This window comes from Amycolatopsis sp. NPDC098790, assembly GCF_044759945.1.
GTDB lineage: Bacteria > Actinomycetota > Actinomycetes > Mycobacteriales > Pseudonocardiaceae > Amycolatopsis.
In genome coordinates this window covers 1,617,219-1,631,497 of sequence record NZ_JBIWAI010000002.1, presented here as the reverse complement: position 1 = coordinate 1,631,497, position 14,279 = coordinate 1,617,219, and the positions used below count along the sequence as shown (strand labels likewise).

Sequence of the window (14,279 nt, the reverse complement as noted above, 5' to 3'; positions counted from 1 at the left end):
CCGCGTGACCGTCGGCGCTCCCGGCTTCTTTTCGGTCGAGCGACGCGAGGTGGTGATCACCACCGACGGGCGCGGTATAGGTCGTTATACACCGGGAACCGGTACGCGGGTGGCGGCGTCGGAGGCTGCATGACCGAACCGTGTCCGAGCTGCGGGCAGCTGGACCAGGTGCAGCACGTGCCCGCCGTCTACCAGGGCGGGCATTCGTTCTTCCGCGGGCAGGGGCCGGTCGTGGGCGTGCCGGCCGGGGACGGCGTGATCTACACGAGCAGCCAGGTCAGCGGGGTTTCGGTGTCGGCGGTGGCCCGGTCGCTGGACCCCTTCCCTCCCCCGCGCCGCAACGGCGGCCTGGTGGCGGCGGTGCTCGCGCTGGTGCTGGCCGGGAGCTGTTTCCTGGCGTTGCCGCTGTCGTCGGTGGACGACCCGCCGCCGGGCGGGGCCGCGTCGCAGGTGCTGGGGATCGCGGTGATCTCGTTGCCGGCGTTGTGCGTGTACGTCGCCGCGGGCGTGGTGATCTGGCTGTACGTGCGGCGGGTGCGGGCCCAGCGGCGTCAGCGGCGCGGGGTGCCGGCGGCGCGGCAGGTGTGGGAGCAGGGCTGGTTCTGCCACCGCTGCGGCGGGGTGTACTTCGCCGACGCCGGGCGGTTGCTGACGCCGGCGCACTTCCGGCAGCTCGTGGCGCGGGCCGGCGGGTACGACCGTTAGGCCAGCACGGTCAGCGCGCCCGGGACGCAGCTGACCGTCACCGGGACGCTCCCCTGCGGCTCGCCGTCGGCGTAGGCCGGCCAGCTGTTGCCCGTCAGCGAGACCGACCGGGCGCGCAGCGTCCGGACCGCCGGGTGGGTGAGGTGCTTGCCCGTGCGCAGGCCCGGCAGCATGCGGATCAGGCCGCGGCGGGTCACGTCCCCGACCACCGTCACGTCGAAGACGCCGTCCTCGGGGTCGGCCGTCGGGCAGATCGGGACGCCGCCGCCGTAGAAGCGGGTGTTGCCGACCGCCACGAGCGTCGCGTCGAGCTCCAGGCGTTCAGTGCCGGTGTCGACCACGATCGGGCGGGAGCGGAACGCGGCCAGCTCGGCGAGGATCGCCACGTCGTAGCGGCGCGGTCCGGACGGCCAGCGCATCCGGTTGGCGCGTTCGTTGACACTCGCGTCGAAGCCCGCGCAGAGCACGGTCGCGAACCAGGTGTCGCCGAGGCGCCCGAGGTCGATGCGCCGCCGGGCGCCGGACTTCAGGGCCGCCACCAGCGCCTCGACCGCAGGCAGGGGCTCGCCGGGGACGCCGAGGGCGCGGGCGAAGTCGTTGCCGGTGCCCGCCGGGACCAGGCCGAGCGCGACGCCGTGGTTCGCGCAGAACTGGACGCCCTGGTGCGCGGCGCCGTCGCCGCCCAGAACGATCAGGACGTCGAGGCCGGCGTCGTGGGAGGTCCGCATCAGCTCGCGGGACTCTTCGACGGTGTTGGCGACCAGCACGTCGAGGCGGTCGACCGCGGTGCGCAGCCGGTCGGCGACGGTGTCGGCGATCCGGGCGGCCGCGCCGTGCCCCGAGGCCGGGTGCACGGCGAGCGCGGCGTGGAGCCCCACTACGTGATGTCGTCGGTGCCGGAGGCCCGGCCGCCGGACGCGGTCGGGGCGGACGGTTCGTCGTCGATCTTGCTCGGCGTGTAGTCGAACGGCGCGGCCTCGTCGTCGTCGAGCTGGTCCCAGCCCTCGTCGGCGCGCTCCCGGTCCTTCTTGCGGTCGTGGATGCGCGCGAGCTGGATGGACAGCTCGAACAGCACGGTCAGCGCGCCGGCCAGGCCGAGCATCGAGAACGGGTCCGAACCCGGGGTGACGAAGGCGGCGAAGACGAACAACGCGAACACAATGCCGCGGCGCCACTTCTTCAGCTGCCGGTACTTGACCACGCCGACGCGGTTGAGCATCACCACCAGCAGCGGGAGCTCGAAGCTGATCCCGAAGATGATCAGCAGCGACAGCATGAACGAGATGTACTTGTCCGCGGTCAGCGCGGTGATGAACTCGCCCTGGCCGAAACCCATGAGCAGCTGCAGCGCGTGCGGGAACAGGATGTAGGCGAGCACCGCGCCGGCGGCGAAGAGGATCGACGCGAACCCGACGAAGGTCAGCGCGTACTTGCGTTCCTTCGAGTACAGACCTGGGGCGATGAAGGCCCAGATCTGGTACAGCCACACCGGCGAGAACAGCACCGCGCCGGCGGCGAGGCCGACCTTGAGCTGGATCATGAAGGCTTCGAACGGCACGGTTTGCAGCAGCTGGCAGCCCTGGGCGCCGTTGAGCCGGCGGTCCGGCGGGATGGCGCAGTAGGGGTCCTTGATGATCTCGCCGAGCGACGGGATCACGCCCACCTTGGTGCTGAACCAGAAGAACCCGACGATGCCACCGATGACGACGGCGAGCATCGCGAAGCCGAGCCGGCGGCGGAACTCGTAGATGTGCTCGATGAGCGTCATCGTGCCGTCGGGGTTCATGCGACGGCTGCGCTTGCGCCGCTTCGACCGGCGGCTGGTGCCGTTTCCGGAGGCGGGTTCCGCCACGGGGTGTTCCGTTCTCGTCGGAGTCCGGCGGAGCGCGCCGGGCCGGCGCGCTCCGTGGACCAGGGACCGGGTGTGGCCCAGCCGTCAGCTGGCGTTCTTCTGCGGCTGGTCGGCCGCCTGCTGCTTCTTCAGCTCGTCGAGCTGCCGCTGCAGGTCCGCGACCTGCTGGTCGGTCGCGCCGGCGGCGGGGGCCGCGGGGGCGGGCGTGGCCGGGATCTGCTTCGTCTCGACCGGCTCGGCGTCCTCGTGCGAGGAGCTCTTGTCGCCCGCGAGGTCCTTGGTCTCGGCCTTGAAGATCTTCATGGACTTGCCGATCGACCGGGCCGCATCGGGAAGCCGCTTGGCCCCGAACAGCAGCACGACGAGCAGCACCAAGATGATCAAATGCCATCCTTGCAATCCGTTGGCGAACAAGATGGCCTCCTATCTGCGTCTGGTAGGGATGTTACTGGTTTTCCGGTTTCCGGCGGCGCTCCGCGAAGGCGACGCGCAGCGCGGCCGACCGCGCGCGGAGCAATCCGGCCCGGTCCTGGGTGTTCGCAGCCACCATGCTTGCGGTCCGCCGGAAACCACGCAAGACCTTGACGGTCCGCACCAGCAGGGCCACGAGCAACAGCAGGCCGAACGCGGCGAGCACGACGGTGGGCAGGTACGGCACGTCGATCACCCTAGTGGTCGCAGGTTGACGGAAGGTGACGGGCTCGGGCCACGGCGTCGGCCGCCCGGCGTCCGACGTCCGACGCGAGGTCGGCCGGGCTCTCCACCAGCGCTTCTCCGCCCAGACCCAGCACGAGGCGCACCATCCAGGACTGGTCGGCGTAGCGCATCCGGATCCGCAGACGGCCGCCGTCGAGCTCGTCGAGCTCCTCGCACGGGTAGTACTCGGCTACCCAGCGTGCGTCCGGGTCGAGGACGAGCACCGCCTCCCGCTGGTCGGCACGCTCGCGGAAGACGCCTTCGGAAATGTCGGTCGGGTGCGCGTGCGCGGGCGGGCGCGACGGCTCGTCGAGGATCGTCAGGTCGTCGATCCGGTCGAGGCGGAACAGCCGGACGCCCTCGGCCCGGCGGCACCAGGCTTCGAGGTACCCGACCGCCTGGACGATCAGCAGCCGCATCGGGTCGACCGTGCGCTCGGTGATCTGGTCCTTGGACGCGGTGTAGTAGCGCATCCGCACGGCCCGCCCGCCCTGCAGCGCCCGGGCGACCTCCTCGCGGGTCCGCGCGGTCTTCTTGCCCTCGCGCACTCCCCCGCCGACGACCACGCCGGCCGGCTGGGCCTGCCCGGCGGCGGCTTCGATCTTGGCGATGGAGCGGCGGACGGCGTCGCCGTCGACCACGCCCGGGGTCTCGGCCAGCGCCCGCAGCGCGACCAGCAGCGCGGTCGCCTCGCCACCGGTGAGCCGCAGCGGGCGGTTCATGCCGGCGTCGTGGGTGACGACGATCGTGTCGCCCTCGAAGGACAGGTCGATCAGGTCGCCGGGCCCGTACCCGGGCAGCCCGCACATCCAGAGCAGCTCGAGGTCCTTGCGCAGCTGCTTCGGCGTGACGTCGAAGTCGTGCGCCGCGTCGTCGATGCGGACGCCCGGGCGCGCCAGCAGGTACGGCACGAGCGCGAGCAGCCGCGGCATCCGGTCGGTCGACCCGCTCACCGGCCGCTCCCCTGCCGGGCCACGACGGCTTCGAGCCGGTCCTGGACGGTCTTGGCCAGCACGTCGGGCTCGAGCACGACGACGTCCGGGCCCTGGGAGGTGATCCAATCGGCCGCCGACTCGGGGAAGTAGAGCCCGATCTCGACGAGGTCGCCCTCTTCGCCGTCGATCGTGGACCGGCCGATGACGGTGCCGCGCCGGCGGACCCCGGCGGCGCGGCCGTCGGCGACCCACAGCCGCGCGGTGGTCACCGGGGCCGGCTCGGACTCCGACGTCACGGACACGAGCTTGAGCAGGTTGACGCCCTCGGGGCGCTGGACTTCACCGGGCTTGCCGACGGTCCGGACCTGGCCGGTGACGCGGGAGAGGCGGAAGCAGCGGGTGGCGCCGCGGTCGCGGTCGTGCCCGACGACATACCAGCGGGCCCGCCACGACACCACGCCCCAGGGTTCGAGGGTGCGCATGATGCGTTCGGGCGAGCCGCTGCGGCGGTACTCGAAGCGGACCGCCTGGCCGTGCTGCACCGCGGCCAGCAGCGGCCCGAACGCCGGTTCGGCGCGCACCCGCGGCTCGACGACGGTCGGCGCCTGGTCGTCGACCTCCAGGCCGGCGGCACGCAGCTTCACGAGCGCGCCCTGCGCCTGCCCGGTCAGCTCCGGCGAGTCCCACAGCCGGGAGGCGAGCGCGACAGCGGCGGCTTCGTCGGGGGCGAGGTCGATCTCGCCGAGCTCGTAGTCCCGGCGGGCGATGCGGTAGCCCTCGATGGCGTCGAAGGCGGAGTTCCGGCCGGTCTCCAGGGGGATGCCGAGTTCGCGCAGCTCGGTCTTGTCCCGCTCGAACGTCCGGAAGAAGGCGTCGTCGCTGGCCGCGTCGCCGTACCCGGGCACGATGCCGCGGATCCGCTCGGCAGTGAGGTACTGCCGGGTGGACAGGAGGGCCAGTACCAAGTTGACCAGCCGTTCGGCGCGTGCGGTGGACACCCGGTAGAGACTAGCCCGCGCCGCCCGGCCCGATCGTGAGGTCCGGGGTGCGCGCGTCGTAATCGGTCCGGGCGGCGGCCACCGCGTCGAAGTTCGCCTCGGCCCAGTCCTTGAACCCGGCCATCGGCGCGCGAAGGCTTTCCCCCAGCGGCGTAAGGGAATAGTCGACGCGGACGGGCACCGACGGAGTCACTTCGCGGCGGACGAGCCCGTCGCGTTCGAGCACCCGCAGGGTCTGGGTGAGCATCTTCTGGCTGACCCCGGCGATGCGCCGCGAAAGGTCGCTGTAGCGCTGCGGCCCGTCACCGAGCGCGACGAGGATCAGGCTGACCCACTTGCCGGCGATCTCGTCGAGCAGCTTCCGGGTCGGGCAGGCGGCGAGGTAGGCGTCGTAGGCGGCCTTTTCGGCTTGGCGCCGCTGTTCCGCCGTGCGCGTGGGCACCGGGCGAACCTCCTGGTACGTGGGGAACCTGCGAGTGCGTACTTCCCGGTGGAGAGTAGCTCCCCATAGGTTCGCGGGGAAAGGTTCCGGTCGGCGAACGGAGTGGTGATGCGGGCGGTCGTGGTCCGGCGGTTCGGGGGTCCCGAGGTGCTGGAGCCGGTGGAAGTGGCGGTGCCCGAGCCGGGTCCGGGGCAGGTCCGGATCCGCGTCGCGGCGGCCGCGGTGAACCCGGTGGATCTCGCGACCCGAGCCGGGATTTTGAGCGGGGCGGGGGTGATTCCGCCGCGGGAGGTGCTGGGGATGGGCTGGGACGTGGCGGGCGTGGTGGAGGCGGTGGGTAGCGGGATGTCCGAGATCGGCGGGCCGGGGGCTCGGGGTGCGGATGTCCGCGGCGACCGGGAGGGCGGCCGGTCGGGCTCCCGGGCCCCGCGCGCTCGGGACGGGGAGGCCACCGGCGGCCGGTGGGGCTCGGGGACACCGCGCGCTCGGGGCGGCGAGGCCACCGGCGGCTGGCCGGGCGCTGGATGGGCGCGGGGCGGGCAAGCCACTCCGGTCGGGAAGGTCACCGGCGACCTCGCGGCCGGTCGGCCGGGCGAAGCCGCGGGCCGGCCGGGAGGCGGGCCGTGGGCTCTGGACGGTGAAGCCACCGGCGGCCGGCAGCCTCCGCTCCGCGTGGGCGATGCCGTCATCGGGCTGCGCGACCGGATCGCCGCTCCCCTGGGCGCCTATGCCGAGCGGATCGTCCTCGACGCGTCGGCGGTCGCCCTCGCCCCGGCCGGCTTCACCCCCGCCGAAGCCGCCACCCTCCCGCTCAACGCGCTCACCGCCGCCCAGGCCCTCGACCTCGTCGAAACCGACGGGACCGTGCTGGTCACCGGCGCGGCGGGCGCGGTGGGCGGGTATGCGGTCGCGCTGGCCCACGCCCGGAAGCTGCGGGTGGTCGCCGTCGCGTCCGAGCCCGACGAAGCCCTCGTCCGCGGCTTCGGCGCGGACGAGTTCCTCCCCCGCGGGCCTGCCCTCGGCGACCGGGTCCGCGCACTCGTGCCCGGCGGGGTCGACGCCGCCCTCGACACCGCGCTCCTCGGCCTGGAGGCGCTCGACGCGGTCCGTGGCGGCGGCGAGTTCGTCGCCTTCGCCGCCGGTGCCGCTCCGATCCCGTTGCGCGGGGTCCGGGTGCGCAGCGTCTGGATCCGCGCCGACGGGCAACGGCTGGCCGAGCTGGCGAAACTCGCGGAAGAAGGTGTCCTGCCGCTGCGGGTCGCCGAGGTCCTGCCGCTGGCGGAAGCGGCGGCCGCCCACGAACGGCTCGCGAGGGGCGGCCTGCGCGGCCGGCTCGTGCTGACGCCCTGACCCGGGCGCCGACCGTTCCGTGCCGCCGCCGTCGATTCTCCCTAGCCTGAACGGCATGGATGATCGCGTTCTCCTCATCACCGGTGCCTCGCGCGGCCTCGGGGCCGCCACCGCTCGCCTCGCCGCCGCCTCCGGGTTCAAAGTCGCCCTCGTGGCTCGCAAGGCCGAATCCGTCGCCTCCCTCGCCGCCGAGCTCGGCGAGGACAACGCCCTCGCGCTCGGTGCCGATGTCGGGGACTGGCCGAGCATCTCCGGTGCCGTCGCCCGGGCCGTCGAGCGGTTCGGGCGGCTCGATGCCGCCTTCGCCAACGCCGGCATCGGCGTCGGGACCTCCTTCTTCGGCACCGACGACCCCGACCCGCGCCAGTGGGAGGAGATGGTCCGCACGAACGTCCTCGGCGCGGCCTACACCGCCCGCGCGGCCCTGCCCGCGCTCGAGGAGTCCGCCGGGCACCTGCTGATCACCGGCTCGGTCGCCGGCCGCTACATCCGCAACGCCAGCCTCTACTCGGTGACGAAGTGGGCCGTGACCGGGATGGCCGGCGCGATCCGCGAGGAGGCCGTCGGCACCGGGGTGCGCGTCACGCTCATCAACCCCGGCATCACCGACACCGACATCCTCAACGACGACCAGCGCAAGAAGCCCAAGCTCGACGCCGCCGACATCGCCCGCGCGGTGCTCTACGCGCTCCAGCAGCCGCCCTCGGTGGACGTCAACGAGATCATGGTCCGCCCGACCGGCCAGGTCCTCTAGCGAAGCCGGGCGACGCGGCCCTGGGCACCGCTCGCCCAGCAGGCCGCGCCGGCGCAGTCGACGCTGTCGAAGCTGCCCGTGTCGAACGACGTCCAGTGCCGGCCGCCGTCCGGGCTGTGGTCGCTGCCGCCCGGCCCGACGGCCAGCAGCGTCCCGCCGCGCCAGGCCACCCCGGAGCGGTACCCCGCCGGGTACTGCGCCGGCGTGCGCCAGGTGCGGCCGGCGTCGCCGGTCAGCGCGACGGCCGGGCCGGGCGCCGTCGGGTTCGCGAAGTCGCCGCCGATCGCGACGCCCTGGCGCGGGTTCCGGAACGCGAGCGCGAACACGCCGGCGGACGGGCTGCTCGGCAACGGCGTGTCGGAGACGCTCCAGTGGCGGCCGGCGTCGCCGGAGTGCAGGACGCGGGCGGTCGCGCCGCCGCCGGTCGCGAGCCACGCGTCGAACGGGCCCGCCGTCGTGATGCACTGCCCGCTGGCCGCGAACCCGGCCTCGCCGGGCAACGCGGGCGGGAAGCCGCTGTCCGGGACCTGCCGCCAGCTGCGGCCGCCGTCGAAGGTGGCCTGGACGCGGAACCGGCCGTCGACCGGGTCGCTCATCGCGAGGCCGCGCCACGGGTCGAAGAAGGCGAGGCAGTCGTAGAACGCCGCCGCGTCGGTGTTCTGGAAGGTCTGCCGCCAGTGCGCGCCGCCGTCGTCGGTCCGGTAGACGCGGGAGTCGGTTCCGGGACCGATGGAGAGCGTCACGGCGTGCTCGGCGTCGAAGGCTTCGATGTCACACAGCTCGAGCGTCTCCGCGCCGGGTGGCCCCACGGACTTCCACGTGGCGCCGCCGTCGGTGGTGCGCAGGACGGTGCCCTGCGTGCCGCTGACCCACGCGACCCGCCCGCTGACGGCGGACAGGCCGCGGAACTGGGCGGTGACGCCGGTCGGTTTCAGGTCCCAGGCGGGCCGGTGCTCAACCGCCGCCGCCGGGACCGCGAGGGAGACCAGCAGGGCGCACACGAGCAGCACGACACGCATGCCGGAGATCCTGCCGCACCCGCCCGGCGACTTTCGTAGGGAACACCGGGCGGGTACGCAGAATCAGAGCGAGCTGATCAGGCGCTCCACGCGCTCGTCGACCGAGCGGAACGGGTCCTTGCACAGGACCGTGCGCTGGGCCTGGTCGTTCAGCTTCAGGTGCACCCAGTCGACGGTGAAGTCGCGGCCCGCGGCCTGGGCGGCGGCGATGAAGTCGCCGCGCAGCTTCGCGCGGGTCGTCTGGGGCGGGGTGTCCTTGGCGGCCTCGATCTCGCCGTCGTCGGTGACCCGGCGGACCAGGCCCTTGCGCTGGAGCAGGTCGAAGATGCCCCGGCCCCGGCGGATGTCGTGGTAGGCCAGGTCGAGCTGCGCGATGCGCGGGCTGGAGAGGTCCAGGTCGTGCTTGTGCCGGTAGCGCTCCACCAGCCGGTGCTTGATCGCCCAGTCGATCTCGGTGTCGATCTTGCCGAAGTCCTGCTGCTCGACCGCGTCCAGCGCCCGGCCCCACAGCTCGACGACGCGCTCGTTCGCCGGGGTCGAGCCGTTGTCCTTGAGGTGCTGGACGGCGCGGGCGTGGTACTCGCGCTGGATGTCCAGGGCCGAGGCCTCGCGCCCGCCGGCGAGGCGCACCTGGCGGCGGCCGGTGAGGTCGTGGCTGATCTCGCGGATCGCCCGGATCGGGTTGTCCAGGGTGAAGTCGCGGAACTGGACGCCGGCCTCGATCATCTCCAGCACCAGGTTCGCCGAGCCGACCTTGAGCATGGTCGTCGGCTCGGCCATGTTCGAGTCGCCCACGATGACGTGCAGGCGCCGGTAGCGCTCGGCGTCGGCGTGGGGCTCGTCGCGGGTGTTGATGATGGGCCGCGAGCGCGTGGTCGCGCTCGAGACGCCCTCCCAGATGTGTTCCGCACGCTGGGAGAGGCAGTAGACCGCGCCGCGCGGGGTCTGCAGCACCTTGCCGGCGCCGCAGATGAGCTGCCGGGTCACCAGGAACGGCAGGAGCACGTCCGCGATCCGCGAGAACTCACCCGCGCGGGTCACCAGGTAGTTCTCGTGGCAGCCGTAGGAGTTGCCCGCGGAGTCGGTGTTGTTCTTGAAGAGGAAGATGTCGCCGCCGATGCCCTCGTCGGCGAGCCGTCGTTCGGCGTCGACCAGCAAATCCTCGAGGATCCGCTCGCCCGCCTTGTCGTGCGTGACCAGCTGGACCAGGTCGTCGCACTCGGCCGTCGCGTACTCGGGGTGCGAGCCGACGTCCAGGTAGAGCCGGGAGCCGTTCGACAGGAAGACGTTCGACGAGCGTCCCCAGGACACGACCCGCCGGAAGAGGTAGCGCGCCACCTCGTCGGGCGAGAGCCTGCGCTGTCCGTGGAAGGTGCACGTGACCCCGAACTCGGTCTCGATGCCAAAGATCCGCCGCTGCATCCCCCCAGAGTAGGCGCTGCACCCCCTTCGACGGTGCGCCGTTCGGGCGTCGACACGCCCCCGGTCTGCCACAGACGGTGAAATCTCCCCGATTCAGGCACGATTGGAGCACTGCTCTTGACGACTTGGGGAAGGCGACTCCTTGACACACCAGCTGATCCAGGCCTTCCGGCGGGTCGGGCGCACCGACCGCGCCCTCATGCGGCGCACCGCCGCCCTCCCGGCCACGAAAGCCGACGACGCGCTGATGGCGCTGTCCAGATCGGCGAACAAGTCCCGCCTGTGGTGGGGCGTAGCGGCGCTGCTGGCGGTGCAGAAGGGGCCGACGCGGCGCGCGGCGCTGCGCGGGGTCGTCGCGATCGCCGGGGCCAGCGCCGCGGCGAACCTGATCGGCAAGCCGCTCTTCCCCCGCCGCCGCCCGGCCGAGGAAGAGACGCCGATGCGCCGCCGCCTGCGGAAACGCCCGACGTCGTCCTCGTTCCCGTCCGGCCACTCCGCCTCCGCGGCCGCCTTCGCGACGGCGGTGGCGATGGAATCGCCGCGCGCCGGCCTCGCCGTGGCGCCGCTCGCGCTCGCGGTCGCCTACTCCCGCGTCCACACCGGGGTCCACTGGCCGTCGGACGTGGGCGTCGGCCTGGGCATCGGCGTCGGCGTCGGCCTGGCGACCCGGCACTGGTGGCCGCTGCACGACGACGTCCCGGCCCGCACCGCCCACGACGCGGACGCGCCGGAGATGGTCGACGGCGACGACATGCTCGTGCTGGTCAACCCGAAGTCCGGCATCGACGGCCAGGACCCGACCGAGGACGCCCGGCACGCCTGGCCCAAGGCCGAGATCCTCCACCCGGACCCCGACCAGGACCTGATCGCCCAGCTCGAAGGCGAGATCGACGCCCGCGGGACCGTTCGCGCACTCGGCGTCGCGGGCGGGGACGGCACCGTGGCCGCGGTCGCCGCGGTCGCCGCCGAACGCGACCTGCCGCTCGCGCTGATCCCGGCGGGCACGCTCAACCACTTCGCCCGCGACGTCGGCGTCCGGTCGATGCCCGACGCCGACGCGGCGACCGAAGTCGGCAACGCCGTCGGCATCGACCTGGGCGAGGTCGAGATCGAGGGCGGCGACGGCACCGCGCACCGGTGGTTCGTCAACACCGCGAGCCTGGGCGGCTACCCGGAGATGGTCCGGCTGCGCGAGAAGCTGCAGGAGAAGCACCCGAAGTGGCCCTCCGCGGCGATCGCACTGACCCGCACGCTGCGCCACGCCCGGCCGCTGACCGTGCGGCTCAACGGCAAGCGCACCCAGGTCTGGCTGCTGTTCGTCGGCAACGGCACGTACGCGCCGAAGGGCTTCGCGCCCAGCCGGCGGCCCGCGCTCGACACCGGCCTGCTCGACGTCCGGTACCTGCGTGCCGACCTGCCCTACTCGCGAGCCCGGTTCCTGCTGGCGATGGTCACCCGCAGCCTCGCGGCCAGCCACGTCTACCAGGAGCTGGACGTGGCCGAGCTGGACGTCGAGCTGCTGGACGGCCACCGCCGCGTCGCGACCGACGGCGAAGTCGGCCCGCTGGGCAACCGGTTCCGCTTCCGGTCGAACCCCAGCGCGTTGACCATCTACCGCCTTTAAGGGCTCTTTACCTCCTCTCAACGAACCCACAGCGTCCCCTGGCTAGCGTCTTGATCGAGATGCGGGCGACCCTGCCCGTGGCCAGGGGACGAGCGGGGATTCGATGGACGCGCACGGCCTGGCGAGCGGCCTCCACCGGGCCGTCGCCGACCCGGTGCTGCCCGGCGACGTCACCGCGCGCGCCCGTGACCTGGGCCCGTTCGAGTCGCCGCTCATCTGGCTCGCCTTCGCCTCGGCCGCCGTCGCGGTCCTCGCCGCGGTCATCGCGCTGTGGCACCGGCGCCGGACGCGCCGCTGGGGCTTCACGGCGTTCGGCGTCCTGCTGCTGCTCGCCGGGGTAACTGCGCTGAACAGCTACGTCGGGTACGTGCGCACCTCCGACGACCTCGCGCGGCTGCTCCAGAAGGGGCCCGGCGTCGTCAACCTGGCCGGGCGGCTGCTCGACGACGGCAAGGAGGCACCGGTGTCACGCCCGGGCGCCGGCAGCGCGGCCGCCGGCCAGCGGATCGACGTGGTGAACCTCCCCGACCCCGCGCACGGCGTCCCGTCCGGCAGCAACTACGTCATCCTCCCGCCGGGCTACAACGCCGACGCGGCCCGGCGGTACCCGGTCGTCTACCTGATCCACGGTTACCCGTTCGGCGGCCCGCGCGACTGGCTGACCTCGGGTGACGCGCCCGGCACGCTGCTGGCCCTGCAGCAGGCGAACGTGATCGCGCCGATGATCGTGGTGAGCGTCGACCTGACGGCCGGGGTGCCCAGCACGGACTGGGAGTGCCTCGACGTCCCGGGCGGCCCGCAGCTGGAGACGTACCTGGCGCGCACGGTGGTCCCGGCGATCGACCAGCGCTACCGGACGGTGGCCGACCGCAGCCACCGGGCGCTGGGCGGCATGTCCGGCGGCGGCTTCGGGGCGCTGAACATCGGCCTGCACCACGTGGACGAGTTCGGCACGCTCCTGATCGCGTTGCCGTACGACGATCTGAACGACTCGGTGGGCGTTCTGGACGGCAACCGGGCCGCGATCGCGGCCAACACGCCGCGTCGGTACTTGCCGACGATGGACTTTCCGGCGCCGGTTTCGGTGATGTTGGCGGTGGGCACGGGCGCTCCGACCGATGTCACGACGGCTCGTCGGATCGCGGAGGCGTTGCGCGCTCGGGGGCAGGAGGCGGTGGTTCACGCTGAGCGGGGGTTCAACCACACTTGGCATACGGCTCGGGCGACGTTGCCTTATCTGCTGGCGTTCGCCGACCAGGGCTTTCGGGCTTCTCCGGCCGCGTCTTGATGCCTGGGTGGGCTTCGGGCGTTCGTCGTTTTTTCGAAAGATGTCCTCGCCGGACGGGCAGGCTCTGGGATGGCCTCGGTCTTTGTGGGCTTCTTGCGTTCTCGTTTGGGCCGCTGGGTGGTCATCCCGTCGCCTGATTGAGGCCAATCACTTTGAGCCAGGCCCGCAAGGTTGCGTTGCCGGCTCGCTTCTTGCGGGTGGGTTGCGGGCCTGGCTCAAAGTGATTTTTGCGGCCTCAGGCGACGGGATGACCACCCAGCTCCTTTTGTCTGGGTTGGCCAGTCTGGCCGTTGTCATCGTCTGGCGCATGACGGCGGGGCGTGGCCGGTGGCCACGCCCCGCCTTTGGAAAAGTTCTTACTCGCCTTCCGGCTTGCTCTCCGGCTCCTCGCCCACCGGGTCCGGTACCGGCAGCAGCGCGTCCAGCGCTGTGCCCGTCAGGCGGCGGAACGAGCGGCGGGGGCGGTCGCGGTCCAGGACCGCCACCTCCAGCTTGATCGGGTCGGCCTCGCCGTTGCCGTTCGCCGACGACGACGACGACGCTGCCGAGGAGCCCGACGACGTCGTCGTGGACGGCTGGCTCGGGGTGCGCAGCGCCGCCACCGCCACGCCCAGCGCCGCCTGGAGGTCCAGGCCGTCCTCGAACGTCTCCTTCAGCTTCGTGGCGATCTTGTCCGTCTGGCCGCCCATCACGATGTACTGCGGCTCGTCGAAGATCGAGCCGTCGTAGGTCAGGCGGTACAGCTGATCCTCCGCCGCGCTCGCGCCGACCTCCGCCACGCAGACCTCCACCTCGAACGGCTTCAGCTGCTCGGTGAAGATGCTGCCCAGCGTCGCCGCGTAGGCGTTCGCCAGCGCCCGGGCGCTCACGTCGCGGCGGTCGTACTGGTAGCCCTTGAGGTCCGCGTGCCGGATGCCCGCCACGCGCAGGTTCTCGAACTCGCTGTAGCGCCCGACCGCGGCGAAGCCGATCCGGTCGTAGATCTCGGACACCTTGTGCAGCGTGGCCGAGGGGTTCTCCGCCACGAACAGCACGCCGCCCGCGTACTTCAGCACCACGACGCTCCGGCCGCGCGCGATGCCCTTGCGCGCCAGCTCGGAACGCTCCCGCATCAGCTGCTCGGGAGAGGCATACAACGGCATCGTCACGGTGTGCGCTCCAGGTCTTCCGGTGGTTCCACGTTCACTGGTTCTC

General features: G+C 72.6%; 14 protein-coding genes and 2 pseudogenes. 6 read left to right on the top strand and 10 right to left on the bottom strand.

Annotation, left to right across the window (positions count from 1 at the left end; translation table 11 throughout):
- Nucleotides 1-129 precede the first annotated feature (129 nt).
- Nucleotides 130-705: a hypothetical protein gene (locus tag ACIQWX_RS21350; RefSeq protein WP_400873495.1), complete on the top strand. Its 576-nt coding sequence runs from the start codon at nt 130-132 to the stop codon at nt 703-705.
- Here the strand turns inward: ACIQWX_RS21350 and ACIQWX_RS21345 are convergent.
- The 7 genes from ACIQWX_RS21345 to ACIQWX_RS21315 all read right to left on the bottom strand — a co-directional run bounded on the left by ACIQWX_RS21345 (nt 702) and on the right by ACIQWX_RS21315 (nt 5,628).
- Nucleotides 702-1,583, bottom strand: coding sequence for a diacylglycerol/lipid kinase family protein (locus tag ACIQWX_RS21345; protein WP_400873492.1), 882 nt, complete (start codon nt 1,581-1,583; stop codon nt 702-704). The genes ACIQWX_RS21350 and ACIQWX_RS21345 overlap by 4 nt on opposite strands.
- Nucleotides 1,583-2,557 (bottom strand): twin-arginine translocase subunit TatC, encoded by a 975-nt coding sequence (tatC, locus tag ACIQWX_RS21340; RefSeq protein WP_400873489.1) that lies wholly within the window; start codon nt 2,555-2,557, stop codon nt 1,583-1,585. The genes ACIQWX_RS21345 and tatC overlap by 1 nt, the downstream gene beginning before the upstream one ends.
- Before the next feature lie 84 nt (nt 2,558-2,641).
- Nucleotides 2,642-2,971 (bottom strand): Sec-independent protein translocase subunit TatA, encoded by a 330-nt coding sequence (gene tatA / locus ACIQWX_RS21335; RefSeq protein ID WP_400873486.1) that lies wholly within the window; start codon nt 2,969-2,971, stop codon nt 2,642-2,644.
- A gap of 31 nt (nt 2,972-3,002) precedes the next feature.
- Nucleotides 3,003-3,215, bottom strand: a complete 213-nt coding sequence (locus tag ACIQWX_RS21330) for a bacteriophage holin (protein WP_400873483.1) — start codon at nt 3,213-3,215, stop codon at nt 3,003-3,005.
- A gap of 10 nt (nt 3,216-3,225) precedes the next feature.
- Complete coding sequence (locus tag ACIQWX_RS21325; RefSeq protein ID WP_400873480.1) at nt 3,226-4,206, bottom strand: helix-turn-helix transcriptional regulator; 981 nt, start codon at nt 4,204-4,206, stop codon at nt 3,226-3,228.
- Nucleotides 4,203-5,186 (bottom strand): helix-turn-helix transcriptional regulator, encoded by a 984-nt coding sequence (locus ACIQWX_RS21320; RefSeq protein WP_400873477.1) that lies wholly within the window; start codon nt 5,184-5,186, stop codon nt 4,203-4,205. Before ACIQWX_RS21320 ends, ACIQWX_RS21325 begins: the two co-directional genes overlap by 4 nt.
- Nucleotides 5,187-5,196: 10 nt before the next feature.
- Nucleotides 5,197-5,628 (bottom strand): winged helix-turn-helix transcriptional regulator, encoded by a 432-nt coding sequence (locus ACIQWX_RS21315; protein WP_400873474.1) that lies wholly within the window; start codon nt 5,626-5,628, stop codon nt 5,197-5,199.
- Between the two features lie 108 nt (nt 5,629-5,736).
- Between ACIQWX_RS21315 and ACIQWX_RS21310 the strand changes: the two are divergent.
- From ACIQWX_RS21310 to ACIQWX_RS21300, 3 genes and pseudogenes are all read left to right on the top strand, one after another.
- Nucleotides 5,737-5,974: pseudogene (locus ACIQWX_RS21310) on the top strand (alcohol dehydrogenase catalytic domain-containing protein); the annotation flags it as partial.
- Between the two features lie 326 nt (nt 5,975-6,300).
- A pseudogene (locus tag ACIQWX_RS21305) lies at nt 6,301-6,978 on the top strand (zinc-binding dehydrogenase); the annotation flags it as partial.
- A gap of 55 nt (nt 6,979-7,033) precedes the next feature.
- Nucleotides 7,034-7,732: an SDR family oxidoreductase gene (locus ACIQWX_RS21300; protein ID WP_400873471.1), complete on the top strand. Its 699-nt coding sequence runs from the start codon at nt 7,034-7,036 to the stop codon at nt 7,730-7,732.
- On the opposite strand, the gene ACIQWX_RS21295 is transcribed toward ACIQWX_RS21300, so the two are convergent.
- Both ACIQWX_RS21295 and pafA read right to left on the bottom strand, forming a co-directional pair.
- On the bottom strand, nt 7,729-8,751 hold the full coding sequence (locus ACIQWX_RS21295; protein ID WP_400873468.1) for a WD40/YVTN/BNR-like repeat-containing protein: 1,023 nt from the start codon (nt 8,749-8,751) through the stop codon (nt 7,729-7,731). The two genes, ACIQWX_RS21300 and ACIQWX_RS21295, sit on opposite strands and share 4 nt — an antisense overlap.
- A gap of 63 nt (nt 8,752-8,814) precedes the next feature.
- A complete protein-coding gene (gene pafA / locus ACIQWX_RS21290; protein ID WP_125316382.1) occupies nt 8,815-10,173 on the bottom strand; it encodes a Pup--protein ligase in 1,359 nt (452 codons plus the stop codon).
- Between the two features lie 199 nt (nt 10,174-10,372).
- On the opposite strand from pafA, the gene ACIQWX_RS21285 reads away from it, so the two are divergent.
- Together ACIQWX_RS21285 and ACIQWX_RS21280 are read left to right on the top strand one after the other, a co-directional pair.
- Nucleotides 10,373-11,797, top strand: a complete 1,425-nt coding sequence (locus tag ACIQWX_RS21285) for a bifunctional phosphatase PAP2/diacylglycerol kinase family protein (RefSeq protein ID WP_400875845.1) — start codon at nt 10,373-10,375, stop codon at nt 11,795-11,797.
- Nucleotides 11,798-11,900: 103 nt separating this feature from the next.
- The gene (locus ACIQWX_RS21280) at nt 11,901-13,085 is read left to right on the top strand and encodes an alpha/beta hydrolase (protein WP_400873464.1); all 1,185 of its coding nucleotides are present in this window, start codon (nt 11,901-11,903) and stop codon (nt 13,083-13,085) included.
- A 356-nt stretch (nt 13,086-13,441) separates the two neighbouring features.
- Here the strand turns inward: ACIQWX_RS21280 and prcA are convergent, their stop codons facing one another.
- The gene (gene prcA / locus ACIQWX_RS21275; RefSeq protein ID WP_400873460.1) at nt 13,442-14,233 is read right to left on the bottom strand and encodes a proteasome subunit alpha; all 792 of its coding nucleotides are present in this window, start codon (nt 14,231-14,233) and stop codon (nt 13,442-13,444) included.
- Nucleotides 14,234-14,279 lie beyond the last annotated feature (46 nt).

Excerpts from the sequence above, each read along its gene's own strand:
- ACIQWX_RS21350 (WP_400873495.1), top strand. The coding sequence starts at position 130 with ATGACCGAACCGTGTCCGAGCTGCGGGCAGCTGGACCAGGTGCAGCAC.
- ACIQWX_RS21300 (WP_400873471.1), top strand. The coding sequence starts at position 7,034 with ATGGATGATCGCGTTCTCCTCATCACCGGTGCCTCGCGCGGCCTCGGG.
- ACIQWX_RS21295 (WP_400873468.1), bottom strand. The coding sequence starts at position 8,751 with ATGCGTGTCGTGCTGCTCGTGTGCGCCCTGCTGGTCTCCCTCGCGGTC.
- pafA (WP_125316382.1), bottom strand. The coding sequence starts at position 10,173 with ATGCAGCGGCGGATCTTTGGCATCGAGACCGAGTTCGGGGTCACGTGC.
- ACIQWX_RS21285 (WP_400875845.1), top strand. The coding sequence starts at position 10,373 with ATGCGGCGCACCGCCGCCCTCCCGGCCACGAAAGCCGACGACGCGCTG.
- ACIQWX_RS21280 (WP_400873464.1), top strand. The coding sequence starts at position 11,901 with ATGGACGCGCACGGCCTGGCGAGCGGCCTCCACCGGGCCGTCGCCGAC.